This window comes from Hymenobacter segetis, assembly GCF_038448715.1.
In the GTDB taxonomy this organism is placed as follows: domain Bacteria; phylum Bacteroidota; class Bacteroidia; order Cytophagales; family Hymenobacteraceae; genus Hymenobacter; species Hymenobacter segetis.
The window spans coordinates 125,338-151,355 of the sequence record NZ_JBCEVZ010000005.1 but is presented as its reverse complement, the minus strand read 5'-3'; the positions used below and the strand labels follow the sequence as shown (position 1 = coordinate 151,355).

The window sequence follows — 26,018 nt, the reverse complement described above, 5'->3', positions numbered from 1 at the left end:
TCTTTCTACCGATAAGCTCGAAATCATCACGCCCGCCGACCCCGCCCAGCGCGGCTGCCAGCTCTCGGTGCTGGTGCACGAGCGCGGGCGCGAATTGTTCGATTTCCTGGCCGCCCAGGGTATCATCGCCGACTGGCGCGAGCCCAATGTTATCCGCCTGGCACCCGTGCCGCTCTATAATTCGTTTGAGGACGTGGAGCGGGTGGGCGAAGCGCTTACCCAATGGGTGAATGAGCGAATGGGTGAATGAGCAAATGTTTTTCTCGTATACCCCATAAAATAACTCATTCGCTCATTCACCTATTCACCCATTGAAAATGGAAGATTACGCCGCCAAGATGCTGCTCAAGACCGACGCGGCCCTGCGCGAATACGTGACCGGCCATGTCCAGTACCGCGAGGCCGCCGTGCTCGCCGCCCTCGATGAGCTGCGCCGTCGGGGCCAGCCCGCCGCCGAAGAAGCCGCCCTGCGCCCCGGCCTCGAAGCCGGGGCCGCCGCCCAGCGCACCATTGACGAAGCCGCCGAAGCCGCGCTCGACAGGCCCCGGCCGGTTGAAACCCTTGATGCTACTGAGCCCGACGAAACCGCGCCCGCGCTGTATTCGCCGGTGACCATTGTGTTGTTTTCCATCCCGTTCACGCTGCTGGCGGGCGGTGTGTTGCTGGGCATCAACCTATGGCGGCTCGACCGCAAGCGGGCGCTGCTGAGCCTGGTGGTTTTCATCTTGGCCTACCTGCTGGCCGGTATAATTGCCCTGAGCTGGGCGCTGCCCCGCTTCGGCTTGAGGCTGTGGTACGGGCCACTGTTCAACCTGCCCGCTATTCTGGCTTACGTGCTGTGGTTCTGGCCGCGCTACGTGGGGCAGTCGGTTTACCGTAGCCGCAGTTGGCTACCGCCGCTGCTGGTGTGCTTTGTGCTGGCCTACGGAATCCAGTACTTCCAATCGTATATGCTGAAGCAGCAGCCCAAGGAAGTGCAGCAGGAGCTTGAGCGCATGATGCCGAAACAGTAAGGCCAACCCTCATCGGCGGCCCCGCCCGTAGTGCGTGGCCGTGCGCTACCGGCGTTTCTTATGGCTCTCTCACCGCTGCCCCTGCCCCGGGCCGAATTATTGTTCGAACCCACTTTTCTACCGGCCGCTGAGGCTGAGGCATTGCTCACGCAGCTCACCGCCGAAGTGGCCTGGGAGCAGCGGGCCATTCGCATTTTCGGGCAGGAAATTCCGCAGCCGCGCCTTACCGCCTGGTACGGCGATGCCGAAGCCCGCTACACCTACTCCGGCCTGGCCTGGGAGCCGCGCCCCTGGCTGCCCGCCCTGCAAGCGCTACGCCAGCGCCTCGAAGCCGCCACCGAGGCCCGCTTCAACAGCGTGCTGCTGAACCTGTACCGCGACGGCCGCGACAGCATGGGCTGGCACGCCGACGATGAGCCCGAGCTCGGCCCCGCGCCCGTCATCGCCTCGCTCAGTCTGGGGGCTACGCGCCACTTCCGGCTGCGCCCGCGTGCTGGGCTGGCCTACGCCCCCTTTGGCCTCGACCTGCCCAGCGGCAGCCTGCTGCTCATGCGCGGCCCCACCCAGCAGCACTGGCAGCACGCCCTGCCCAAAACGGCCCGGCCCATCGGCCCGCGCCTCAACCTCACCTTTCGGTGGGTGGCGGGAGCGGCCGGCTAGTAGCGAATGCCGGGGTGGCCGTGCAGGTGCGGGCAGTAGCCGTCGCCCACCTCGTATTCGCCCACCCGAAAAACCGGAGTGGTAATGAGCTGAATGATTTTTGCCCCGCCAGCCAGGGCGGCAGCCGGAGGTTTCTCTACGGTGAGGGGTGAAGCGGGCAGGGCGGTGAGCGCGGGCGCAAGCCGGCGGACAGTGGCGGAACGGGGCATAAATAGGGCGAATAATAGCGGTGAGAAGCGCTGGTTACCTCAACCGTATTCAGCTACCTGAAGCTGCGGCAGCCGGACCTTTACAAGGAGCGTACCAGCCTGACCGCCAAGCGCCACCGTAGCCGGAAGCCGCTACTCAATGCCCATAAAAAAGCCCCAACCAGAAACTGGCCGGGGCTTTCCATCAGCAATGTTTTTTTCTACTTGATGTCGAACAGCAGCCCGAAATAGCCGATGCGGCCGTAGCTGGGCGCACCGTACACCTGCAGGTTGGCGGTGTCGAAAAGGTTGGTGACGCCGGCTTGCAGCGTGGTGTGCAGCGCCTTGAGGGTGTAGCCCAGTTGGGCATCCACGGTCTGGGCTGTGGGCACGGTGCCGGTGGCGAAGGTCGACTCGTAGAGGAAGCTCTCGACCCAGCGGTAGTTCACGTTATAGCTCAGAGCGCGGTTCAGCAGCTGGCCGTCGAGGCCGAAGTTGAACTTGTTCTTCGGCGTGTTGAAGAACGACTGCGTGCCGGCCTTGAAGTCTTTCGTGATGAGGTCGTTGTAGCTGTAGTTACCGTTCACGGTGAGGCCCGGGGCGAAGGCGTAGCTCAGCGTGATGCCCGCGCCCTGGCTCTGCACGCGCTGGTCCACATTGGCCGCAATCTGGAGCACGCGGGTGTTGTTGGCCGCGCCGTTGAGGAGCACCGGGCTCTGGAAGCTGACGCTGCCGCCGCTGGCTATTTGGGTGGCAGTGGGCCGGCTGCCATCCACGTTGCCGATGAAGTTCTGGGTGGCAATGAAGTTATTGTACACGTTGTAGAAGTAGTCGATGTCCACGTACAGCTTCTTCACCAGCTGGGCGCGGTAGCCTACTTCGTAGCTGTTCACTTCTTCCAGCTTGAGCGCCGGACCGTTGTATTCGTAGGCAGCCAGCTCCGAAGCCCGGGCGGGTGTTAGAATAGCCGGGTCAGCGGCTACGCGGCTGCCCAGCGCGGGCGTGTAGCCCTGGAAGCCGCCGCGCACGTTGCCCAGCAGGAAGGCACGGCCCACGTCGAGCTTGATGTACTGGTCGTTCTGGGTAGGTGCCCGGAAAGCGCGGCTGAAGCTGGCGCGGAAGTTCTGGAGCTTATCGGCCCCCAGCGAGTACACCACCGAAGCCCGGGGCGAAAATGCAGTGCCAAAGTTCTGGAACCGGTCGACGCGGCCGGCGGCGGCCAGCTTCAGGTGGTCGTCGAGCAGGGTTTTGGTGGCCTGGGCGTAGGCGCCGTACTCGTAGTTGTGGATGCGGTCGCCGCCCTTGGTATCCTCAAACAGGCTGCCATCTGAGCCCAGCAGGTACTGGCGGTAGGCCGCGCCCACGGTCAGGTCGGCAATGTTGTTGTTGAACGTGTACTGCCCGCTGCCCTCATTGAGAACGGAGCGAATAACCAGCAATGCGCCCTGGCCAGGCGTCGGGTCGTGGATAATCTTGTCGCGGGCATCATTAAACTCCTTGCTGCCCGGCTGCAACAAGGTAGCCGCCGCCCCGGAAGCCGCATTTGCCACCGGCAGGCCCGCTGCCAGGCCGCCCAGGTAGGTGGCCACGTAGCGCTGGCCGTAGGTGGTGGTAGTAGCCCCGGGCACCACCTGGTTTTGCAGAAAGCCGCCCAGGAAACCGAGGTTGTAGGAGCCATCGGCCTGCGCCCCTGTGCCGCCCGCGAAATCGCGCGTTGTGAAGCCGCGCACAAACCAGTTGCGGCCCTCCACCTGCACCCGGGCCTGATGTGCGCCCCCATTCACGAACCGGTAGCGGCTGGCGCTCTGGTAAGTAGTGGTGGCATTGGTGTACTTGTAATCGGCCGTGGCCTTAATGCTGTTGGTGAGCAGCACCGACAAGCTGGGGGCTACCTTATAGGAGTGCGTTTTGTTGTCGCCGGCCACCAGGTCGGCTTCCGAGAAGCCGGGCAGGAACAATGTTTTGCCGCGCAGCTCAGTTGGCGTCGGAATGGGCTGGCCCTGCGCGTTCTGGTAGGGCTGGCGCGTGGCCGGGTTCACCAGCACGTTGGCAAACACGTAGCCCGTGTTCACATCGCCGTAGCGGCTCACCGCATCGTAGCCAGCGACCGAACCCGGCTGGTTGTTGGCCGGCTCAATCACGGCCGAAGTCGCGTCCTGGTTATTGGCAATAAAATCGGTGGCCACCGTGGCTCCACCCGAGATTTTAAACGCCACCCGCTCGCCGATTTTGGTGGCGTAGCGCAGCTGGCCGTCCAGCAGGTCGCGGTTGCCGCCGCGCAGGCGCACCGTCAGGCCGGGGTCTTTGAAGGGGTCTTTCGAGTTGGTGAGTAGCACGCCGTTGAAGGCGTTGGCCCCGTAGAGGGCCGAGGCCGGGCCGTGCACAATCTCCACGCTGGCCACGTCCAATACCGGCGCACCCAGCAGGTTGCCGAAGTAGCTGCTCAGGCTGGGCACCTGCGTGTCCATGTAGTCCGAGAGCTGAATAACCCGCTCCGAGCGCGAGGAATTGAAGCCCCGCGTGCTGAAGCTGGTGGTGAGCAAGCTGGAGCTGCTCACATCGATGCCCTTGAAGCGGCCGAGGCCGGCCACCAAATCGGGAGTCGTAATCTGTTCCACCTGGCGCTGGTTGAGCTTTTCCACCGTCACCGGCACCTGGCCGATGCTTTCCTCCACGCGGGAGGCCGCCACTACCACCTGGTCGAGCACGGCGCTGGGCCGTAGCGTTACCACTAGCGCATTGTCGGGCTGGGCCAGGGTGAGCACCTGCGTCTCATAGCCCACAAACGAGATGGATAGCACCTGCGGGCCCTTAGAAAAATCCGCTTTTATCTGAAACTGGCCTTCCTCGTTGGTGCTACCGCCATTGTAGGTGCCTTTGAAGAAAATAGTGGCCCCCGGCAGGGGCATGCCGGCCTCCGTTTGCACGGTGCCGCTGATGGTTTGAGGAACCTGCGCCCAGCTGTTCAACGCCAGCATCAGGCATAGGATAAGAAAGAAGTAACGTTGCTGCATTATTCGGGAATTTTTAAAAATAGTATGCAAACCTACTACTTTTTCCCGATATAGGCCTTGGCAGCCGCTTATGCTCTCACTGCAATAGCCAAGTTATTTTCCCTGAATAATAAATAGTTAGTATCTGATATCGGGATGGCCGGTCAGTTGCGGGTCACTCTCCTCGCCCACTAGGTAGCTACCCACCTGCAGCATGGCACTGATGGGGGCCAACGGTGCTGCCAGGGGTTGTGCGCGCCGCCACGCCGCCATGCTGGGCGCATAGCGGGCATCGGCCGACAGCGGCCATACCCGCAACGCAGCCCGGGCCCGAACTGCCCGACGCCGCCACCGCACATACCCTGCCCGTTTGTACCGAAATCGAAAATGTGTCATAGCCAAAGTTGTTTTAGTTCTAATTCGTCAAAGGTCCGCCAAGGGTTGCCTAGCTGGCTAATTTTACGACCAATTATAATTTTTAGACGATGAATGCAATTGATAGCCCGTCGGGTTTTTCGGGCTTTACTGGCTAAGCGCACGGGCCGTAGTAGCTTCGCCGCTGCTTCCTGCCCACCCGTATTCAAGCTCCTCTCTCCAATGGCCACCCCCACCCCTTCCCACCCCACCACCGAACGCCTCACCGTGATGGGGGCCGGGCTGGTGGGCTCCCTGTTATCGCTGTACCTGGCCCATCGCGGGCACGCCGTAGAAGTATTTGAGCGGCGCGGCGACCCGCGCCGGGCCGGTTTCCAGGAGGGCCGCTCCATCAACCTAGCGCTGTCGGACCGGGGCTGGAAGGCGCTGGGCGGCGTGGGCGTGGCCAACGACATCCGCCAAGTAGGCATTCCGATGAGTGGCCGCGTGATGCACGACGTGCACGGCAACCTCACCCGCCAACCCTATGGGCACGACGGGCAGGCCATCTACTCCGTGAACCGGGGCCATCTCAACCGCCGCCTGCTCGACCTGGCCGAGGCCCAGACCGGCGTGACGCTGCATTTCGGCCAGCAGTGCACCGGCATCGACCTCAAAACCAAGGAATTGCACCTGCGCGACACCGCCACCCAGCAGGAGCACCACGAACCCTACACCCGTCTGTTTGGCACTGACGGGGCCTTTTCGGCCGTGCGCAGCGCCTTGCAGCGCACCGACCGGTTCGACTATTCGCAGGACTTCCTCGACTACGGCTACAAGGAGCTGACCATTGCCGCCGGGCCGGGCGGCGCGTGGCAGCTGGAGAAAAACGCCCTGCACATCTGGCCGCGCGGGCAGTACCTGATGATTGCGCTGCCCAACCTCGACGGCTCCTTCAACGCCACCCTGTTTTTCCCCTTTGAAGGCCCCGAGAGCTTCGCCGCCCTGCAAACGCCGGCCGACGTCACAGCCTTTTTCGACCGCGTGTTTCCTGACGCTGTGCCCCTTATGCCGGCCCTCACGGAGGAGTTTTTCGCGCACCCCACCGGCTCGTTGCTCACCGTGAAGTGTTTCCCGTGGAAGCACGGCGACGACGTGCTGCTGCTCGGCGATGCGGCGCATGCCATCGTGCCCTTCTACGGCCAGGGCATGAACGCCGGCTTTGAAGACTGCACGGTGCTCAATGCGCTATTCGACCAGCACGGCGACTCGGCCTGGGACGTCATTTTCGCCGAGTTTCAGGCCCAGCGCAAGCCCAACAATGACGCCATGGCCGACCTGGCCCTGTACAACTTCGTAGAGATGCGCGACCGCGTGGCCGACCCCAAGTTCCTTCTGCAAAAGAAAATTGAGGCGAAAATCTCGGCCCAGTTTCCCGGCCAGTGGGTGCCGCTGTATTCGCAGGTCACCTTCTCCGACACGCCCTACGCCGAGGCCTGGGCCGCCGGGCAGCGCCAGGATGCCATCATGGCCCGCCTCATGCCCCACATTCAGGCCGAGGCCGACTATGACCAGCCGGAAGTGCAGGCGCTGGTGCAGCAGGAAATGGCGGCCCGTCATTAACATAGCCCGTCATGCTTCGCTGCGCTCTGCATGACAGTTCAAATCCTTAATCCACCCCATTCATCAACAACCAACTAGCGCAGGGCCAGCTCGCTGCTGTCAAGCGGCAGCAGGGTATCGGTCTGGTGCTGGCACAGCACCGCGTAGACGTCGCGCTGGCTGGGAGCCAGTACGCGCCGCACGGCCTGCCGGTATTGTTGAAGGGCTTCGGCGGTGTCGGCGGCAGTCACGGCCAGCGACAGGGCCTCGAACTTGGCAACGGTGTAGGCTTGCACGGCGTGTTGCTGGGCATTATTGAGCACTAATGCATCGGCGAGAAAACTGCTCACACGCCGGGCTTCGTATAGCTGCCCCGAGAAGCTTGGGGCGGGCATTTCATTGCGGGCTTCGGCTTGCGCCATTGTGAGCGGCTTGGGGTGGCCGGCGGCCCGAGCCCCCACAATGCTCATCCAACCCATCAACATCAATCCGAAAGTACGCGTCCAAATCATAACCAGAAAAGCTGAAGCAACTACATACGTAGCGGCTTTATTTATTGCATCTTATCCTTGTCAAAACTAAACTGAACGGATTCCGGCAGGTTATCCTTCTGGGCGATTGTCATGTTTTGCCCCCTGAGTGGTTACTTTATATCGGCGAATATTTTAATGCCCCTTGCCAATTACCCAATTCGCGCCCTTTTCTCTTCCCTGCCCCTACTATGATGACTTGCGCCATTATCGACGACGACGAAATCAACCGGCTGACGCTGGAGCACTACGTTGAGCTCACGCCCAATCTGAAGCTGGTGGCCTCGCTGGCCGATGGCATTGCCGGGCTCACGTTTTTCCGCGAGGGCAACAAAGTCGATGTCCTGTTTCTGGATATTGAGATGCCGCACCTCAACGGCCTGGAACTGCTGCGCGTGCTCTCCGACCCGCCCGAAGTCATCATCACCACCGCCCGGCAGGATTTTGCCGTCGATGCCTTCGAGCTGCGCGTGACCGATTATCTGGTGAAACCGTTCGACTTTGCCCGCTTCACGCAGGCGGTGCAGCGGGTGGCCTCGCGGCGGGCTCCGGCCACCGCAGCGGCCGCGCCCGCCGCCGACAGCCCCACCAGCGCCGACCTGTTTGTGAAGGTGAACAGCCGCATGGTGCGCATCAATTTCGATGAGGTGCTGTACGTGGAAGCCTTGTCCGACTACGTCAACATCGTGACGCCCAAGCACAAGTACATCGTGTACACCACGCTCAAGGCGCTGGAAAACCGGCTGGCGTCGTTCCCGAATTTCATGCGGGTACACCGCAGCTACTTGCTCAATACCCAGCACATCGAGTCCATCGAGGACAATACGGCCAACCTGAGCGGCGGCCACTTTGTACCCATCGGCAAGTCGTACCAGGAAGCCTTTTTTAAGGGCTTGCAGCGCATTTAAGCCTCCTCGGTAGCTTCGGGCACTTCGCTGTTCTGCACCTGCTTATACACCGGCAGCTCGTAGAATGGGCGGAGCAGGCGCACCACGTCCAGCGCATCGGCCAGGGCTTCGTGGGCCACTTCGCGCTCCAGGCCCGCCCGCGCCTTGCAGATGCTCATGCTGGGCAGGCGCGAGTCTTTGCGCCAGTTGAGGTAGAAAGCGGCCGGGTCGAGCATGGCTGGCTCGGCGCGCACGAGGGTGCCCCACCCGGGCAGCTCTTTGAGAAAGCCGAGGTCGAATACGGCGATGTTTTTGCCGGCCATGGTTACCGAAACGCAGTCGTGCTTATCTGGCCGGAAGCCGTGCAGGAGTAGGAATTCGCGCAGCTGGGGCAGCAGTTCGGCGGGCGTGCACAGCTCGGGGTTGGGCTCTTTTTGGGCCAGTTCCTCGAACAGGCGGGCATTGAGGGCAATGGCTCCGGCCGTGCCCGCATACTCGGGGTGGCGCACTACGCGGCGGAAGGCCGGCAATTCGGCCAGGGGCAGCGGGTGGCGGGAGTCTTCGACCACAGCGGCCAGTTCCAGGATTTGGTGGCGGGCGGGGTTCGGGCCGGAGGTTTCGAGGTCGAGGGAAACGTAGCGCATGGGCAGAGTGTACGGAAGCGGCCGGCCGGGCGGCTGACGGGCCGGAGCGGCAATTGTAGCCGGACGGGATTAAAAGCGTATTAAAAACACTGCTCTGCACTCCGGGGTTAAAAATGCGGTAGCAGGCCCGCCCACAATTTTACTGTTCCGCAATTCGTTCTTTTTCAGGCAAAACGCAATCCGTGAGATTGGGCATTCGTTAATTGGCTTACCGCCAGTGAACAGGCGACTGCTCAGTTTGCGCGCGCCAGGTTTCCTTTCGGGGCTCCCTCGCCGGCCATTCATTATCTTCGACTCTTAGGTTGATACCGCAGTCGCTACCCCGATGCGCAGTTCAGCCAGTTGCCTTTCCTCCATTGCTTTTTGCGGCATTGCGCATCCGCCTCCTTTCTCCAGCTACCCAGTACGGACGGAGCCGAGGCGAGCTATGTTCTTTTGCCTACATCGCTGCACCTAACCTGACCTCTCCATCCCAATGAAAACACTTCGTAGCATCGTGCCGGCGTTGGCGGTCACTCTGGGCTTTGGTGCGCCCGCGCTGGCCCAGCGCCCGGCCACTGCCCCTGATGCATTGGTAGCCAATGCCGTGGCGGCGGTCCAGCAGCAGTATAACGAGTCCTTCAAACACCACCCGCAGCTGTATAACGGGCCAGAATACGTGGACTACTCCCTGCGCTACAACGAGCGCATGGGCCATCAGTTCTTTCTGTCGCCCGACAGGCAGCCCGGCAGCGTGTACTACAACGAGCATTACTTCACCAACCTCCGCCTGGCCTACGACGTGGTGCTCGACCAGGTGGTGCTGCAGCAGCCCACCAACCCGCTCACGCTGCGGCTGGCTAATGAGCAGGTGCGCTACTTTTTCATCAACGACCACCGCTTTGTGCGGCTGGTGGCCGACAGCAGCGCCGGGGGCACCATTGCCACGGGCTACTACGAAATGCTGGTGGATGGCCCCGTGCAGGTGCTGGCCAAGCGGACCAAGCGCCTGCACGAGCAGCTGAGCCAGCGGCTCATCAACGCGGAGTTTGTGGGCGCCGACCGGTTTTTCATGCAGAAGGGTGGCACCTACTACGCCGTTACCAGCAAATCGGGCGCGGTGCGCCTGCTGGCCGACCACGGCAAGGAGGTGCAGCAATTCATCCGGGACAAAGATTTATCCTTTGGCAAGGAGCAACTGGGTAGCTCTTTGGCGCAGGTAGCGGTCTATTACAATACCCTGGCGCCACAATAGCTGCGACCGGCTTGTGGCCGACTGGGTACCGACGTTTCCTTTTTGCCTCTCCTCCTTTCTATTTTCTATGAAGCAAGCATATTCTATGTGGGTGTTGGTGCTGCTGTTGCTGGGCCTGCCGGTGCTGGCCAGCTACGGGCAGCAGGCGCCGCCCGAAAAAACGGTGAGCGGCAATTTTGTGCGGGTGCCGTTTGCGCAGTTTGCCAGCCAGCTCGAAGCCCAGACCAACTACCGGTTCTACTTCGACCCGAAGGCCGTGGACAGCCTGTTTGTGACGGTGCAGGTGCAGAACCAGCCCGTGCGCGCGGTACTCTACCAGGCCCTGCAACCCACGCCTTTCCGCTTCGGCGTGGATGCCCAGAACCGCGTATTTATTTCCCGCGGCACGCCCATCAACCCGGACCTGCCGCTCGATTTCTTCCAACCCCAGGGCGCAGGCGGTGTGGTGCCTGATTTTGAAGATGAGCCGGTGGCGAAGTCCGCCGGGCGCTCGCACCTGGTGAGCGCGGCCGAGTACAAGGTGTACGAAATTGGCCTGGCGGGCGGCGCGGGCGGGCAGGCTACGCTGGCCGGCCACATCCGCGACAGCAAGACCGGCGAGCCGGTGGTGGGCGCGTCCATCTACTCGGAGTCGCCCAACATTGGGGCCAGCACCGACCAGTTTGGGTCGTACTCGCTCACGATGCCAACCGGCCGCTACGACCTGAAAATCCGCGGCGTGGGCATCAAGAACACCCGGCGGCAGGTGGTGCTGCGCGGCAACGGCAAGCTGGAAGTAGAAGTGGACGAGGACATCGTGACGCTGAAGGAAGTGGTGGTGGAAGCCGAGAAGGACAAGAACGTATCGGGCCTGCAGATGGGCGTGGAGAAGCTCGACATCAAGACCATGCGCCAGGTGCCCACGGCCTTCGGCGAAACCGACATTCTGCGCGTGGTGATGACGCTGCCGGGCGTGAAATCGGTGGGCGAGGGCAGCACCGGCCTCAACGTGCGCGGCGGCGCGACGGACCAGAACCTGATTTTGTTCAACGATGCGCCCATCTACAACCCGTCGCACTTGTTCGGCTTTTTCTCGGCCTTCAACCCCGACATTCTGCAGGGCGTGGAGCTGTACAAAAGCGCCATTCCGGCCAAGTACGGCGGGCGGCTGTCGTCGGTGCTGGACATCACCACCCGCGAGGGCAACAAGAAGAAATTTTCGGGCTCGGGCGGCATTGGGCCGCTCACCAGCCGCGTCACGCTGGAAGGGCCGCTGGCCAAGGACAAAAGCTCCTTCATCATCAGCGGGCGCGCCAGCTACTCCGACTGGATACTGAAGCAGCTGCCGAGCAAGCAGTTTTCGCAGAGCGCGGCGTCGTTTTCGGACGTCACAGCCCACCTCAGCCACGAGTTCAACGAGAAGAATTCGCTCTACCTCACCGGCTACTACAGCACCGACCGGTTCCGGCTGGCCAACGACACCACCTACCACTACGTGAACCAGACGGCCACCCTGAAGTGGCGCCACAACTTCACCAACCAGTTCTACGGCGTGCTCACGGGCACCTACAGCCACTACGCCTACGACGTCACGAGCACCAACGACATCTTCACGGCCTCGCAGCTGAAGTATGCCATCACTCAAACCAACGCGCGGGCCGATTTCAGCTATCTACCTAACTCCCGGCACACCATCGACTTCGGCGTGAGCTCGCAGCTATACGACGTGGACCCCGGCAGCCTGCTGCCTCAGGGCGACTCCTCGCTGGTGAAACCCAACGTGCTGGCCAAGGAGAAGGGCCTGGAAAGCGCCTTGTATATCTCTGACCGTTTTGATATTACGCCGCGCTTTTCGGTGTCCATCGGGCTGCGCTACTCGCTGTTTCAGGCGCTGGGGCCGCGCGATGTGTACCAATACGAGCCGGGCGTGTCGCGCTCCGAATCGTCTATTATCGACACGGTGCGCTACGGCAACAACAAGGTGCTGGCCAAATACCACGGCCCGGAATACCGGCTGTCGGCGCGGTACTCGCTCAGCGACAACTCCTCCGTGAAAGCCAGCTATACGCGCACCCGCCAGTACATTCACCAGCTCACCAACACGGCCTCGGTGTCGCCGACGGATATCTGGAAGCTGACCGATGCCAACGTCCGGCCCCAGATTGGCGACCAGGTATCGGTGGGCTACTACCGGAACTTCAAGGCCAACACCATTGAGGCCTCGGTGGAGACGTATTACAAGTCGATGCGCGACTTTGTGGACTACAAGAGCGGGGCCACGCTGGTGCTGAATCCGCACATCGAGACGGATATCATCAACGCCCAGGGCAAAGCCTACGGCGTGGAAGTATTTGTGAAGAAGCTGACGGGCAAGCTCAACGGCTGGGTGAGCTACACGTACTCGCGCTCGCTGGTGCAGGTGAACACCGCCGTGACAGCCGACATGATTAACGGCGGCAATTACTACCCCAGCAACTACGACAAGCCCCACGATTTCACGATGGTGGGCAACTACCGCCTGAGCCGCCGCTTCAGCACTTCGCTGAACTTCAATTACAGCACGGGCCGGCCCATTACGCTGCCGCTGGCCAAGTACTACATCAACAACGCCTTGCGGGTATTCTACTCCGACCGCAACGCCTACCGCGTGCCCGACTACTACCGCGTGGACCTGGCCCTGAACATCGAGGGCAGCCACAAAGTGAAGAAGCTGGCCCACAGCTCCTGGACGGTGGGCGTGTACAACCTCACGGGCCGTCGCAACCCGTACTCCATCTATTTCCGGTCGTCGAACGGGCAAATCAAGGGTTACCAGCTGTCTATTTTCGGCTCGCCCATTCCGACCATCACCTACAACTTCAAATTCTAGATGCGCGCCTCGTCTCCCTTCGCCCGGTTGGCCTTGCTTTGGAGCCTGATGGTGCTAGCCGGCTGTACCGACCCTTACCTGCCCGAGGCCGTGCAAAACCCGCCCAGCTACCTGGTGGTCGACGGCTTCATCAACAGCAAGGGTGTCAGCACCATCAAGCTAACGCGCACTTATTCTATTGGCGCCAAAACGGCCCCGCCGGTGGAGGCAAAGGCCACTATGTACATCGAGGAGGAAGGCGGGCCGCGCTACCCGCTCGCCGAGAGCCCGGCTGGCACCTACACCTCCACTCCGCGCACACTGAACCCGGCCCGCCGCTACCGGCTGCACATCAGCACGCAGACCGGCAAGGAATACGCCACCGATTTTGCGCCTGTCAACATCACCCCGCGCATCGACGACTTTTCCTGGCGCGCCACCCCCGAGGGCCTGCAGTTCCTCATCAGCGCCCACAACGACGACCCTGCCGCCACGCGCTTCTACCGCTGGGACTACGAGGAAACCTGGGAAACCATTCCCGTCCTCATTCCCACGCTGGAATACCGCAACCTCGACCCCATTCCCCCGGGCGGCCTTTTTCCTATCACAACACGGTTTCCGCAGATTTGCTGGGGCAACGAGAAATCCCCGAACATTCAGATTGTCAATACAACCCGCCTGACCCAGAACGCGGTACGCGACTACGTGGTGCGCACCCTGCCCACCACCAACAGCCGGCTACGGCATGCCTATAGCATTCTCATCACGCAGTCGGCCCAGTCCGAAGCCGAGTACCGCTACTGGGACTTGATGAATAAAAACACCGAGAACATCGGTACGCTGTTCGACCCGCAGCCGGTGCAGCTCACCGGCAATGTGCACTGCCTGAACGACGATGCGGCGCTGGCCATGGGCTTTGTGGGTGTGCGCTCGGTGGAGCAGCAGCGGCTGTTCATCCGGCGCAGTGAGTTGCCGTTCGACTGGAAAGTTTCGAGTGGCTACGACAACTGCGTGCCCGATACCGTCATTCTGCGGAAAGAGATTATTCAGTCAGTTTTCGGGGGAGGGCAGAATGTGCCGCTGGCCTACATCCGCGGGGGGGTGCTGGGCATCGACCGCGACTGCGTGGACTGCCGCCTGCACGGTACCACCGTGAAACCCTCGTTTTGGCCGTAGACGCGGGGATTTTCTCTATCCAGGCCCAGCCGTTTCGGCCATTACTTACAACTTTCAAATTCCAGATGCGCGCCTCCTCCTTCTTCACCCCGCTGGGCCTACTCTGGGGCCTGTTGCTGGCCGGCTGTACCGACCCTTACCTGCCCGAGGCCGTGCAGAACCCGCCCAGCTACCTGGTGGTCGACGGCTACATTAACAGCAAGGGCAACAGCACCATCAGGCTAACACGTACCTACGCCATCGGCGCCAAAACGGCCCCGCCGGTGGAGGCAAAGGCCACGGTGTACATCGAAGAGGAAGGCGGCCCGCGCTACCTGCTCACCGAAAGCCCGGCTGGCACCTACACCTCCACTCCGCGCACGCTGAACCCGGCCCGCAACTACCGACTACATATCAGCACGCAGGGCGGCAAGGAGTACCAGTCCGGCTTTGAGGCTGTGCATAATACGCCGCGCATCGACGATTTTTCCTGGCGCCCTACTACCGATGGCCTCAAACTCTACGTCAGCGCCCACGATGCCAGCAGCTCGACCCACTTCTACCGCTGGGACTACGAGGAAACCTGGGAGAGCATTCCCGTCCTCATTCCGACGCTGGAATACCGCAACTTCGACCGCACGCCGCCGGGCGGCCTTTTCCCCATCACGGTGCGGTTTCCGCAGATTTGCTGGGGCAATGAGAAGTCGCCCGACATCAAGCTCGTGAACACCTCTCGCCTGAGCCAGGACGCCGTGCACGACTACGTGGTGCGCACCCTGCCCACTACCAGCAGCCGCCTGCGCCACACCTACAGCATCCTCATCAGCCAGTTTGCCCAGTCCGAAGCCGAGTACCGCTACTGGGAGCTGATGAAAAAGAACACCGAGAACATCGGCACGCTCTTCGACCCGCAGCCGGTGCAGCTCACCGGCAACGTGACTTGCCTGAATGACAACGCCGCGCTGGCCATGGGCTTTGTGGGCGTGCATTCGGTGGAGCAGCAGCGGCTGTTCATCCGGCGCAGCCAGCTGCCGTTCGACTGGAAGATTTCCAGCGGCTACGACAACTGCGTGCCCGATACCGTCAAGAAGCCCATCCTTTACCAGGCTTATTTCGGCACTCCCGACAACATCCCGCTGGCTTATGTGCCCAGCGGCGTACTGGGCATCGACCGCAGCTGCGTGGACTGCCGCCTGTATGGCAGCACCGTGAAACCCTCGTTCTGGCCGTAGCCTTTCCGCTTTGCAATCCGTCCTTTCTATGTTCATCCACTTGGCTAGTAAAACAAAACCACGCCTGACGCGTGCGGTAGCGGCTCTATTGCTGCCCCCGGCGCTGGGGCTGCTGGCCACCGCGCCCGTCCGCGCCCAGGCCGATTCTCTGGGCGGCCTCAGCCGCCAGCTCAGCCGGTACGAGCAGCGCGACCCGCACGAAAAGCTCTACCTGCACCTCGACCGGCCGGTGTACCTCAGCGGCGAAACCATGTGGTTTAGCCTGTACGCCGTAGACGGCACCTACTCCCGCCCGCTGCCCCTGAGCACCGTGGCCTACGTGGAGGTGCTTGACGCCCAGAACCGCCCCGTGCTGCAAAGCAAAGTGGCCCTGCAGCACGCGGCCGGCCACGGCTCGCTCGCCCTGCCGGCCGCGCTGGCGGCGGGCAGCTACCACGTGCGCGCCTACACCAGCTGGATGCAGAACTTCGGCCCCGAAGCCTATTTCCAGACCACCGTGACGGTTATCAACACCTTCACAGCTTCCGGAACGGCCGGCCGCGACTCGGCCACCTACGATGCCCGCTTCTTTCCGGAGGGCGGCAACCTGGTGCGGGACCTGCGCAGCAAAGTGGCGGTGAAGGTCACGGACCGGGCCGGCCACGGAGTGGCCGCCGAAGGCACGGTACTGGATAACAAGGGCGCGGTGGTGGCAACGTTCGCCACGGCGCGACTGGGCATGGGCAGCTTTTCCTTCACCCCCACCGAGGGCGGGCAGCCCTACAAGGCCGTGCTGAAACTCGGCAGTCCCGGCACCACCATCACCCGCCCGCTACCGCGCAGCTATGCGCAGGGCTATGTGATGAACCTCGCCGAAACCAGCCCCACGCAGCTGACGCTGACGGTGATGGCCAGCAGCCGCCAGCCGGAAACGCTGTTTCTGCTGGGCCACTCGCGGCAGAAAGTGGCCCTGACGCATCGGCTCGAATTGCGTGACGGCCAGGCCACTTATATCTTCGACAAGGCGCAGCTACTCGATGGTGTTTCGCACCTTACGCTGTTCACGGCCCAGCGCCAGCCGGTGTGCGAGCGGCTGTATTTTCAGGCCCCGCCCCACCGCCTGCCCGTGGTCGCCCGCGCCGACAAGGCGCAGTACACCACCCGCAGCAAGGTGAGCGTGCAGGTGGCCGCCACCGACGCGGCGCTGCCCGCCACCCGCCTGTCGATGGCCGTGTACCAGCTCGACTCGCTCACCACCGCCCCACCCGTGGCCATTGATGAATACCTCTGGCTCACGGCGGACCTGAACGGGCGCGTCGAAAACCCGGGCTACTACCTCACCGCCACCGACGCGGCAGCCCGCGCCGCCGCCGACAACCTGATGCTGACGCAGGGCTGGAGCCGCTGGCGCTGGGAAGACGTGCTGGCTCCCGCGCCGCGCCCCTTCGAGTACTTGGCCGAGCCGAATGGCCACGTCATTACGGGGCGGCTCACGCAGGCGGGCACCACCCAGCCGCGGATGGGCGTGGTGGCCTACCTGGCCTCGCCCAGCCTGGTGCCGCGCCTCAGCAACTCGGAAAGCACCGCCGACGGCCGCATCCGCTTCGAGTTGCCGTCGCTGACCGGCTCCCGCGAAATCGTGGTGCAAACCGACCCGCAGCAGGACAGCACCTGCCAGATTACGCTGCTCAACCCGTTTTCTACCCGCTACGCGGCCCAGCCGCTACCGCCGTTCGGCCTCACGCGCCGCTTCGAGCCCGACTACGCCCGGCGGCACCTGCAGGCCCAGGTGCAGCGCGTGTACCTCGACAAATTCCGGCGCCTGGCCCCGGCCGGGCCGGTCGACAGCGCAGCTTTCTTCGGCCAGGCCAACGAGACGTACCTGCTGGATAAGTACACCCGCTTCAAGGTATTGGAAGAAGTGCTGCGCGAATACGTGCCCGGCGTGGTGGTGCGCATTCGGAAAGACGGCTTCCACCTGCTGGTGGCTGACCGCGCCAACAAAGTGCTGATGGAGGACAACCCCATGGTGCTGCTGGACGGCGTGCCGGTTTTCAACATGAACAAGGCCATGGCCATCAACCCGCTCAAAATCCGGAAGCTGGAGGTAATTGATGGCCGGTATTTTCACGGCCCGGCCACCTACAACGGCCTGGTGAGCTTCACCACTTACAAAGGCGACCTGGAAGGCTTCGTACCCGATGCCCACGCGCTGGTGCAGCAATACGAAGGCGTGCAGCAGCACCGCGAGTTCTACGCCCCGCGCTACGACACGCCCGAAGCCACCCAAAGCCGCCTCCCCGACCTGCGCAACCTGCTCTACTGGAACCCGGACATCAGCCTGACCGGCGCGCAACCCAAGGCGCTGGACTTCTACACCGGCGACCAGGCCGGGCGCTACCTCGTGGTGGTGCAGGGCCTGGCCGCGAATGGCCTTTCGGGCAGCACCAGCTTCGTGCTGGAGGTGAAGCCGGCGCTGTAGGGTACGGCGGTACGAAGCCCGGAAAAGGCCCTGCTATCCACGAATAGCAGGGCCTTTTTTCGACCATCTGCCTTCCGCAACCGTACCTTCGTCCTATGTCCGACACCGCCACCGCCGCCCCCAAAAAGCTCTTTCTGCTCGACGCTTTTGCCCTCATCTACCGCTCGCACTTCGCGTTCAGCAAAAACCCGCGCATCAACTCCAAGGGCATGAACACGGGGGCCGTGTTGGGCTTCACCAACACGCTGGTGGAGGTGCTGCAAAAGGAAAAGCCCACCCACATCGGCGTGTGCTTTGATGGGCCGAAAAAGACCTTCCGCCACGAGCAGTTTGCCGAGTACAAGGCCCAGCGCCAGGCCATGCCCGAGGACATCGGCATCGCCCTGCCCTACATCAAGAAAATCATCCAGGGCTTCCACATTCCCATTCTGATGATGGATGGCTTTGAGGCCGACGACGTCATTGGCACGCTAGCCCAGAAGGCGGAAAAGGAAGGATTCGAGGTGTTTATGATGACGCCCGACAAGGACTACTGCCAGCTGGTGACGGAGAATATCAAAATCTACCGCCCCGCCTTCATGGGCAACGCGGCCGAGATTCTGGATGTGGCTCACGTGCTGGCCCGCTTCGAGATTGAGCGCGTGGAGCAGGTAATTGACATTCTGGGCCTGCAGGGCGACGCTTCGGACAATATTCCCGGCATCCCCGGCATCGGTGAGAAAACGGCCAAGACGCTCATTCAGAAGTACGGCTCGGTCGAAAACCTGCTGGCCCATACCGACGAACTCAAGGGCAAGCAGCAGGAAAACGTGCGCAACTTCGCCGAGCAGGGCCTGATGAGCAAGGAGCTGGCCACCATCCACGTCAACGTCCCGCTGGAATTCGAGGCCGACAAGCTGGTGCTGGATGCGCCCGACGAAGCCACGTTGCGCGAGCTCTTTGATGAGCTGGAGTTCCGGCAGCTGGCGGCCCGCATCCTGAGCGGCGGCGGGCCAGAGCGCACGCCCGCCGGCGTGGCCGCGCCCGGCAGCAAGCCGGTGCGCCGGCCCAAGCTGGTGCCCGGTGGCCAGGCCTCACTCTTCGGCAATAGCGAAGACGCGGCCGTGGCCATTGGCGCCGAAGAAGGCGAAACCGGCCAGTTTGGTGCGCCCGCCGGCCCGCGCAAGCGCCTCGAAGACGTGCCCTATAATTACCACCTCATTGACACGCCGGAGCTGCGCAAGTCGCTGCTCTCGTTCCTGTTGCAGCAGGAAGAGGTGAGCTTCGACACCGAAACCACCGGGCTGGATACCATGACGGCGCGGCTGGTGGGCCTGAGCTTCTGCTGGCTGCCGGGCGAGGCCTACTACGTGCCCGTGCCGGCCGACGACCAGGAAGCCACGCAGGCCATCGTGGATGAGTTCTGCCCGTTTTTCGAGTCGAAAACCATTCTGAAAATCGGCCAGAACATCAAGTACGACCTCACCATCCTCAAGCACTACAAGGTCAATATTTCGGGGCCACTGTTTGATACGATGCTGGCCCACTACCTCATCGAGCCCGACATGCGCCACAACATGGACGTGCTGGCCGAAACCTACCTGCACTACTCGCCGGTGCCCATCACCGACCTCATCGGCCCCAAAGGCAAGAAGCAAATCACGATGGCCGACCTGCCCCCGGCCGCCGTGAAAGACTACGCCTGCGAGGATGCCGACGTGACCCTGCAGCTCAAGCACGTCTTCGAGCCCATGCTGAAAGACCTGGGCCTGCTGGGCCTGCTCAACGACGTGGAAAACCCGTTGGTGCCGGTGCTGGCCGACATCGAGTACGAGGGCGTGAAGATTGACAGCGTGGCCATGGGCGAATATTCGGCCGAGTTGCAGGGCTACATCGCGGAGCTGGAAACCCAGATTTTCCGCGAGGCCGGGCAGGAGTTCAACATCGGCTCGCCCAAGCAGCTGGGTGAGGTGCTGTTCGACAAGATGGACATCGGCAAGGGCAAAATCAAGAAAACCAAAACCGGCCAGTACGCCACCGGCGAGGAAATCCTGAGCCAGCTCGCCGCTGAAAACCCCATCGCCGCCCTCATCCTCGAATACCGCCAGCTCACCAAGCTGCGCTCGACTTACGTGGAGGCCCTGCCCCAGCTGGTGAGCGTGGTAGATGGCCGCGTGCACACCAGCTTCAACCAGGCCGTGGCCGCCACCGGTCGGCTTTCCTCTACGAATCCCAACCTCCAGAACATTCCCATCCGCACGGAGCGAGGGCGAGAAATCCGTAAAGCCTTCGTGCCGCGCGATGAAAACCACGTGCTACTGGCCGCCGACTACTCGCAGGTGGAGTTGCGCATCATGGCCGACTTCTCGGGCGATAAAACCATGATTGAGGCCTTCCGTCTGGGTCAGGACGTGCACACCAGCACGGCCAGCAAGGTATTCCGCGTGCCGCTGGAGGAAGTGGATTCGGAGATGCGCCGCAAGGCCAAAACGGTCAATTTTGGCATCATCTACGGTATTTCGGCCTTCGGGCTGGCCCAGCGCATCGGCATCAGCCGCAAGGAAGCGACGGATATTATCGAGACGTATTTCCAGGAATTCCCGAGCGTGAAGGCGTTTATGGACGACAGCATCAACCGCGCCCGGGAGCTGGAATATGCCGAAACGCTGCTCAAGCGCCGCCGCTACCTGCGCGACATCAACTCGCGCAACGCCACGCTGCGCGGCTACACTGAGCGCAACGCCATCAACGCCCCCATCCAGGGCACGGCCGCCGACATCATCAAAATGGCCATGATTAACATTCACCACTGGCTGCGCGAGGAGAAGCTGGGCACCAAGATGATACTCCAGGTGCACGACGAACTCGTGTTCGACGCCGTGGCCGAGGAAGTCGAATACATCACGCCCAAAATCAAGGAGCTGATGACCACGGCGCTGCTCCTACCCCACGGCGTGCCGCTGGAAGTGGAAGTGGGCTCGGGTAAGAACTGGCTGCAGGCGCACTAAGGCAACGGAGTCGTCGCCTTTCATACCTCGACAACTTTACAATCAAAGAATTGAACATATGGGTATTCGCTGAAATCCTCCTATCTTGTCCGGAGCCAGTCGGCGAACATTTCATTCATTCTTTTTTTCTGATTTCTAATGGTCCCCACCCCCATTCACACCCATCTGAGCCACGAAGTAGAGGACTTCGCCACCTGGAAGCAGCACTTTGATGCCGGCGCGGACCTGCGCGACAAGCATGGCATCAAAATCCACGGCGTGTACCAGGCCCACGACAACCCCAACATGGTGACCGTGCACGGCGAGATGGCCAGCCCCGAGTCGCTGCAAAACTTCATGGCCGACCCCCAGGCCGCCGAAACCATGCAGACCGCGGGCGTGAAGGGCCGCCCCGACATGAAGCTCCTGCGCCGCCATTCGTAAGCAATGGTGTTGGTGAACAGCCGCCGGCATGCGCAGCGCGCAAGCCGGCGGCTTTTTATTGCCCAGCGCAAGGCTCCAGGCTCCGCCACGGCATCGATACTCGTACCGGGGTGGCCGGCTCGCCGTATAGCAAAGCTTTCCACTCTCCATCCGAAAGCCATGCCCCACCAACCGCACACCACCACCCTCCAGAATGTAGCCCGTGGGCTGCTGGGCACCTTTATGGTGGTGGCCGGCACCGGCCATCTCACCTTTGCCCGGCAGGATTTTCAGGCGCAGGTCCCCGATTTTGTGCCTCTGGACAAAGACACCACGGTACTGGCTTCGGGGGTGGTCGAAATTGCGCTGGGGCTGGCGCTGCTGCTGCTGAAAGGCAAAAACCGGCGGCGCATGGGCATTGGGCTGGCGGCATTCTACGCGGCGGTATTCCCCGGCAATGTGCACCAGTACACCCACCATATTTCGGCCTTCGGCCTCGATACGGATGCCAAGCGGCTGGCCCGACTGTTTTTTCAGCCCGTGCTGATGGGGGCGGCGCTATATTCGACCGGGGCTTTGACGGCGTTGCAGCGAAAGAAGGCCCCACGGAAATAGGTCCTGAATGGACAAAGCGGGCCACCTTCCGTCCACTTTAGGTTTTCCGCCGAACTTTGGGTCGCGTGCTGTTGCGCCTCCTTTGCGGTCATGAAACTCCCTTTCCTGCTAACGTTTGTGCTGCTATGCGGCACCATTTCCCGCGCCCAGCCTGCGCCCTCGGCGGCTTCTATTCTGGCTTTGATGCAAAAGGCCAATGTGCCGGGCATGCAACTGGTGTACACGCACGGCGGCAAGACGTACGCCTACGCGCTGGGCCAGCGCACCGCCGGCCAGCCCGCCGCCGTGACTGCCACCACGACTTTCGAAGCGGCTTCGCTGGGCAAGGCTGTACTGGCCTACGTCACGCTTCGCCTGCTCGACCGGGGCGTGCTTGACCTCGATAAGCCTCTGCTGACTTATGCCCCGTACCCCCGCTTACAAGGCGCGGCCAATGCCGATAAAATCACGGCCCGCATGGTGCTGGGCCACACCACTGGCCTGCCTAACTGGGCTACCAATCCACTCGGCGCGGACTGGCCCACCGCTCCGCTCCGCCTGAAATACGCGCCCGACAGCTGCTGGAACTACTCGGGCGAAGGCTACGTGTTTCTGCAAAAAAACCTGGAGCACCTCACCGGCAAGCCATTTGAGACGCTGGCGCTGGAGGAGGTTTTCGGGCCGCTGCGCATGACGCACAGCAGCTTTGTGTGGCAGCAGAAAATGGCGGCCAATGCTGCTTCGGGCCACGATGGCCAGGGCAAGCCGACGCCCATTACGCACTTCTCGGCGGCTTACGGGGCGTTTAGCCTGCTCAGCACGGGGGCCGACTACAGCCGGTTTTTGCAGGCGGTGATGACGGGGCGGGGGCTGAAACCGGCCACGGCACAGCTGCTGCTGACGCCCGCCAACGAGGCCCGGCGCTGCGGCCAGCCCACCACGGCCACCGACGCGTTTATGGCCTGGGCCTGCGGCGTGGGCCTGGCCACCACCAGCCGGGGCCTGGCCCAGTGGCAATGGGGCGACAACGGCAATTTCAAAGGCTTTTACATGACGCTACCCGCCGAAAAGGAAACGCTGGTGTTTCTCACCAATAGCACCAATGGCCCCAAAATGGTGGATGAGCTGCTGCGGTTGTTCTTCGGGCCGGGCGAGTACCGGGCCACGCAGTGGCTGGCGGAGTAGGGCGGGGCGCTGACAAAGCTGGCGGTGCAACCGATTTACAATGAAGTCAGTAGGAAGCTCATGGACAACCCCACCAAACAAGGCCTCGTCGCCGAGCTCATCAGCCTGCTCACCCAGGGCAACGCCCACGCCACCTTCGAGGACGCCTGCGCTGGCCTCACGCCCGAAATCTGGAATCAGCATGTGCCGGAAGTGCCTTATACTATCTGGCAGCTGGTGGAGCACATCCGCATTGCGCAATGGGACATTCTGGAGTTTTCGCTGAGCGAGAAGTATGAGTCGCCGGAGTGGCCGGCCGGCTACTGGCCGGTGAAGGACGCGACTGCGGATGAAAAGCAGTGGCAGGCCACACTGGACCACATCCACGCCGACCGCCAGCGCTTCATCGACTTGCTGCACGATGCCAAAACCGACTTGCTGGCCCCCATCCCGCACGGCACCGGCCAGACCATTCTGCGCGAGGCCATGCTCATTGCCGACCACAACGCCTACCACACCGGCGAAATCATCCTGGTGCGCCGCCTGCTGAAAGCCTGGAAATAAAGGCATTCCTCAAACGCAAAAGAGCCCGGCACGTCAGACGCGCCGGGCTCTTTTCAGTACTCTGAGAAACTATTTCTTCTGGGTTTTCACGGCTTTGCCCGAGGGCTTGTCCTTGATAACCTCTTCGTTTTTCTTTTCGTCGCGCTTGGTAGCGGGGTCGGTGTGCTTGGGGGTGGTGGTGGTATTGGCCATGACAATGAAAGGTTAGGTGAATGAGGGTTGTACGGGCCAGCAGCCTCAGCGGCCGGGCAGCCGGCCGTTTTTTCCCATTCTCCTACGCCTCCACGCCCACCGTGCGCCGGATGCCCAGCTTTTTCATGCGGGCTTCCAGGGTTTTGGGGTTGATATCGAGCAGCAAAGCCGCTCCCTGTGCCCCACTCACCCGGCCACCGGTGCGCGTGAGGGCCGCCAGAATATGGTCGCGTTCCTGCTCTTTCAGCGTCTTGATGGGCGCAGCGGCCAAAATCGGTGACGCCGCCGCACCAGCCAGCACCAGCGGCGCGGCCGCAAACCCCGCAAATTCCAGAAACGGCCCCTGGCTCACGATAATGGCCTGCTCCAGCACGTGCTCCAGCTCGCGGATATTGCCGGGCCAGCTATAGGCCTGCAACGCCGCCAAATCAGTGGGCCGAACTTGGCGCACGGGCTTGCCCAGGCGTTTGCTCAGGCGCTGGACGAAATGACGCAGCAGCGGCTCGATGTCTTCGCGGCGCTCGCGCAGGGGGGCCAACTCGATGGGGAAAACGTTGAGGCGGTAGTACAAATCGGCCCGGAAGCGGCCGGCAGCTACTTCGTCGGCCAGTACGCGGTTGGTAGCGGCTATCACGCGGGCATCGGAGTGCAGCACTTTGGTGCCGCCCAGCCGCTCGAACTCGCGCTCCTGAAGCACGCGCAGCAGCTTGGCCTGCAAATCGAGCGGCAGCTCACCAATTTCATCGAGGAAAATGCTGCCGCCGTTGGCCAGCTCAAACTTGCCGATGCGGCGCTCTACCGCGCCCGTGAAAGCGCCTTTCTCATGCCCAAATAATTCGCTTTCAATGAGCTGTGCCGGCAGCGCAGCGCAGTTGAGCTTGATGAGGGCGCGGGCGTGGCGGGGCGAGGCGTTGTGCAGCTCGCGCGCCACCAGCTCCTTGCCGGTGCCGGTTTCGCCGGAAATCAGCACCGTGGTATCGGTGGGGGCCACTTGGCTGATGCGGAGCTGCACCCGCTGCAAGGCCGGCCCGCTGCCGATAAACGCGCCGGAATCGGCCCCGAAGCGGGCGGAGGTGTTGATTTCATCTACTAAGTAGGTGCGCTCCTGCTCTACCTGGGCCTTCAGCTCCTCAATCTGCTCGAAGGCGAAGAGGTTTTCCAGGGCCAGGGCAATCTGGGGCGTGAGGGCCAGCACGGTAGCCAGGTCTTCGGGCCGGAAGGCCAGCGGGTTGTGCGAGGCCAGGATGAGCACGGCCGCGCCATCGGGCCGCTGCCAGATGGGCACGATAAGCATGGCTCGCGTGCCGTATTCCTCATACACCTGGCGGAGCAGCGGGTAGCGCTGGGCCTGGGCCCGGAACTCATCGCCGGTGTAGAGGGCGGGCACTTGTAGTAGGTCGTTCAGCTGATGGTACATGGCCGACCTGTCCAATTGATTCAGCCCATTCATCCGGTTGGGGTCGAGCGCTACCAGGGGTGCCGAGAGGTCGTCGGCGGTGCGTGAGAATTCGGCAAAGCCTTCAAAGGCTTCCTGCCGCCCGGCGCGCTGCACCCGCAGGCCAAAGTAATCGAACTGCACCACCTGGCTCAGTGCCTCGGCCACGGCCCGAAACAGCGGCTCGCGCTGCTTGATGCTAAGCAGGGCATTGGTGATACTGAGCTGCAAGGTGCGCTCCTGCTCGCGGCGCGCTACCTCCTCGAAAGCCAGCGTGTTGGCCACGGCTACGGCAATGAGCGAGCCGAGCTTGTCCAGCAGCTTTTCATCGGCCGCCGTGAGGTCGGGCATCCGGCGCGAGGCCAGCGTGAGGAAGCCCGTGAGCCGCCCGCCAATGTGCAGCGGCACGGCGGTTATGTGCTTCACCCCCAGCTTCTCAAACTTATTAAACGGCGCGTAATTGGGGTAATCGGCCAGGTATTGCTGGGGGGTGAATTGCTGCACGCGCGGGTCGGCCACCAGCTTTTCGATGGGCGAGCCGGCAATGGGCGTGAAGTGGTCAAGGCCAGCGGGCAGCACCGGCGCTTCATCGGTGCCGTAGTAGTCGCGCAGAAATAGCCGCTTCATCTGCAAGTCCTTATCGAACACGTTGATGCCGATAAAATCGAACGGGAAAATGAGCCGCAGCTTGGTAGTGACCACCTTAAAAAGCTGGTCCTTCTCACGGATGGTGGCAATGGCCTCGTTGAGGTGCAGCAGCAGGGTTTCGTCGGTGGTCGGCATAGCTCGTAGCGCATGCTTCAGCTTGCGCAGTAGGTGTAGTGGATAGTGCAACCGGGCACTAGCCAAGGCAGGTGCCACATTAAAAACTCCTTAAATATCAGGAGCAAAACACGGCCA

At 62.2% G+C, this 26,018-nt stretch carries 21 protein-coding genes; 15 read left to right on the top strand and 6 right to left on the bottom strand.

Annotated features, from left to right (window positions below; translation table 11 throughout):
• The 3 genes from AAFH49_RS03980 to AAFH49_RS03970 form a co-directional block, all read left to right on the top strand.
• The coding region (locus AAFH49_RS03980; protein ID WP_483225411.1) for a kynureninase/PvdN C-terminal domain-containing protein at nt 1-250 on the top strand (250 nt) is incomplete at its 5' end.
• 67 nt (nt 251-317) lie between these two features.
• The gene (locus AAFH49_RS03975) at nt 318-1,013 is read left to right on the top strand and encodes a hypothetical protein (RefSeq protein WP_342296181.1); all 696 of its coding nucleotides are present in this window, start codon (nt 318-320) and stop codon (nt 1,011-1,013) included.
• Between the two features lie 60 nt (nt 1,014-1,073).
• On the top strand, nt 1,074-1,673 hold the full coding sequence (locus AAFH49_RS03970; RefSeq protein ID WP_342296180.1) for an alpha-ketoglutarate-dependent dioxygenase AlkB family protein: 600 nt from the start codon (nt 1,074-1,076) through the stop codon (nt 1,671-1,673).
• Here AAFH49_RS03970 and AAFH49_RS03965 read toward each other — a convergent pair.
• Nucleotides 1,670-1,882, bottom strand: a complete 213-nt coding sequence (locus AAFH49_RS03965) for a hypothetical protein (RefSeq protein ID WP_342296178.1) — start codon at nt 1,880-1,882, stop codon at nt 1,670-1,672. The genes AAFH49_RS03970 and AAFH49_RS03965 overlap by 4 nt on opposite strands.
• Nucleotides 1,883-2,082: 200 nt before the next feature.
• Nucleotides 2,083-4,875 (bottom strand): TonB-dependent receptor, encoded by a 2,793-nt coding sequence (locus tag AAFH49_RS03960; RefSeq protein WP_342296176.1) that lies wholly within the window; start codon nt 4,873-4,875, stop codon nt 2,083-2,085.
• Nucleotides 4,876-5,451: 576 nt separating this feature from the next.
• Between AAFH49_RS03960 and AAFH49_RS03955 the strand changes: the two genes are divergently transcribed.
• Nucleotides 5,452-6,831: an FAD-dependent oxidoreductase gene (locus AAFH49_RS03955; protein ID WP_342296174.1), complete on the top strand. Its 1,380-nt coding sequence runs from the start codon at nt 5,452-5,454 to the stop codon at nt 6,829-6,831.
• 74 nt (nt 6,832-6,905) lie between these two features.
• Here the strand turns inward: AAFH49_RS03955 and AAFH49_RS03950 are convergent, their stop codons facing one another.
• Entirely contained in the window at nt 6,906-7,322 is a 417-nt protein-coding gene (locus AAFH49_RS03950; protein ID WP_342296173.1) for a hypothetical protein, read from the bottom strand.
• 209 nt (nt 7,323-7,531) lie between these two features.
• Here AAFH49_RS03950 and AAFH49_RS03945 point away from each other — a divergent pair, with 209 nt between their 5' ends.
• Nucleotides 7,532-8,248, top strand: a complete 717-nt coding sequence (locus AAFH49_RS03945; protein WP_342296172.1) for a LytR/AlgR family response regulator transcription factor — start codon at nt 7,532-7,534, stop codon at nt 8,246-8,248.
• Here the strand turns inward: AAFH49_RS03945 and AAFH49_RS03940 are convergent.
• Complete coding sequence (locus AAFH49_RS03940; protein ID WP_342296171.1) at nt 8,245-8,871, bottom strand: 3'-5' exonuclease; 627 nt, start codon at nt 8,869-8,871, stop codon at nt 8,245-8,247. The genes AAFH49_RS03945 and AAFH49_RS03940 overlap by 4 nt on opposite strands.
• Nucleotides 8,872-9,346: 475 nt before the next feature.
• Here AAFH49_RS03940 and AAFH49_RS03935 point away from each other — a divergent pair, with 475 nt between their 5' ends.
• From AAFH49_RS03935 to AAFH49_RS03890, 10 genes are all read left to right on the top strand, one after another.
• On the top strand, nt 9,347-10,105 hold the full coding sequence (locus AAFH49_RS03935; RefSeq protein WP_342296170.1) for a hypothetical protein: 759 nt from the start codon (nt 9,347-9,349) through the stop codon (nt 10,103-10,105).
• Nucleotides 10,106-10,172: 67 nt separating this feature from the next.
• A complete protein-coding gene (locus AAFH49_RS03930; RefSeq protein ID WP_342296168.1) occupies nt 10,173-12,953 on the top strand; it encodes a TonB-dependent receptor in 2,781 nt (926 codons plus the stop codon).
• Nucleotides 12,954-14,108 carry a DUF4249 domain-containing protein gene (locus AAFH49_RS03925; RefSeq protein WP_342296166.1) on the top strand — a complete coding sequence of 385 codons (1,155 nt, stop codon included), beginning with the start codon at nt 12,954-12,956 and terminating at the stop codon, nt 14,106-14,108. It begins immediately after the preceding gene.
• A gap of 65 nt (nt 14,109-14,173) precedes the next feature.
• A complete protein-coding gene (locus AAFH49_RS03920; RefSeq protein ID WP_342296165.1) occupies nt 14,174-15,319 on the top strand; it encodes a DUF4249 domain-containing protein in 1,146 nt (381 codons plus the stop codon).
• Nucleotides 15,320-15,359: 40 nt separating this feature from the next.
• Entirely contained in the window at nt 15,360-17,780 is a 2,421-nt protein-coding gene (locus tag AAFH49_RS03915; protein ID WP_342296163.1) for a hypothetical protein, read from the top strand.
• A 95-nt stretch (nt 17,781-17,875) separates the two neighbouring features.
• Nucleotides 17,876-20,767: a DNA polymerase I gene (gene polA / locus AAFH49_RS03910; RefSeq protein WP_342296161.1), complete on the top strand. Its 2,892-nt coding sequence runs from the start codon at nt 17,876-17,878 to the stop codon at nt 20,765-20,767.
• Nucleotides 20,768-20,905: 138 nt separating this feature from the next.
• A complete protein-coding gene (locus AAFH49_RS03905; RefSeq protein WP_342296159.1) occupies nt 20,906-21,190 on the top strand; it encodes a hypothetical protein in 285 nt (94 codons plus the stop codon).
• A gap of 159 nt (nt 21,191-21,349) precedes the next feature.
• Nucleotides 21,350-21,784 (top strand): DoxX family protein, encoded by a 435-nt coding sequence (locus AAFH49_RS03900; protein WP_342296157.1) that lies wholly within the window; start codon nt 21,350-21,352, stop codon nt 21,782-21,784.
• Between the two features lie 90 nt (nt 21,785-21,874).
• A complete protein-coding gene (locus AAFH49_RS03895; protein WP_342296155.1) occupies nt 21,875-22,948 on the top strand; it encodes a serine hydrolase domain-containing protein in 1,074 nt (357 codons plus the stop codon).
• Nucleotides 22,949-23,008: 60 nt separating this feature from the next.
• Nucleotides 23,009-23,491 carry a DinB family protein gene (locus tag AAFH49_RS03890; protein WP_342296153.1) on the top strand — a complete coding sequence of 161 codons (483 nt, stop codon included), beginning with the start codon at nt 23,009-23,011 and terminating at the stop codon, nt 23,489-23,491.
• Between the two features lie 69 nt (nt 23,492-23,560).
• Here AAFH49_RS03890 and AAFH49_RS03885 read toward each other — a convergent pair whose 3' ends face one another.
• Together AAFH49_RS03885 and AAFH49_RS03880 are read right to left on the bottom strand one after the other, a co-directional pair.
• Nucleotides 23,561-23,683, bottom strand: coding sequence for a hypothetical protein (locus AAFH49_RS03885; protein WP_342296151.1), 123 nt, complete (start codon nt 23,681-23,683; stop codon nt 23,561-23,563).
• A gap of 82 nt (nt 23,684-23,765) precedes the next feature.
• Nucleotides 23,766-25,901 (bottom strand): sigma-54-dependent Fis family transcriptional regulator, encoded by a 2,136-nt coding sequence (locus tag AAFH49_RS03880; RefSeq protein WP_342296149.1) that lies wholly within the window; start codon nt 25,899-25,901, stop codon nt 23,766-23,768.
• Between the last annotated feature and the right edge of the window lie 117 nt (nt 25,902-26,018).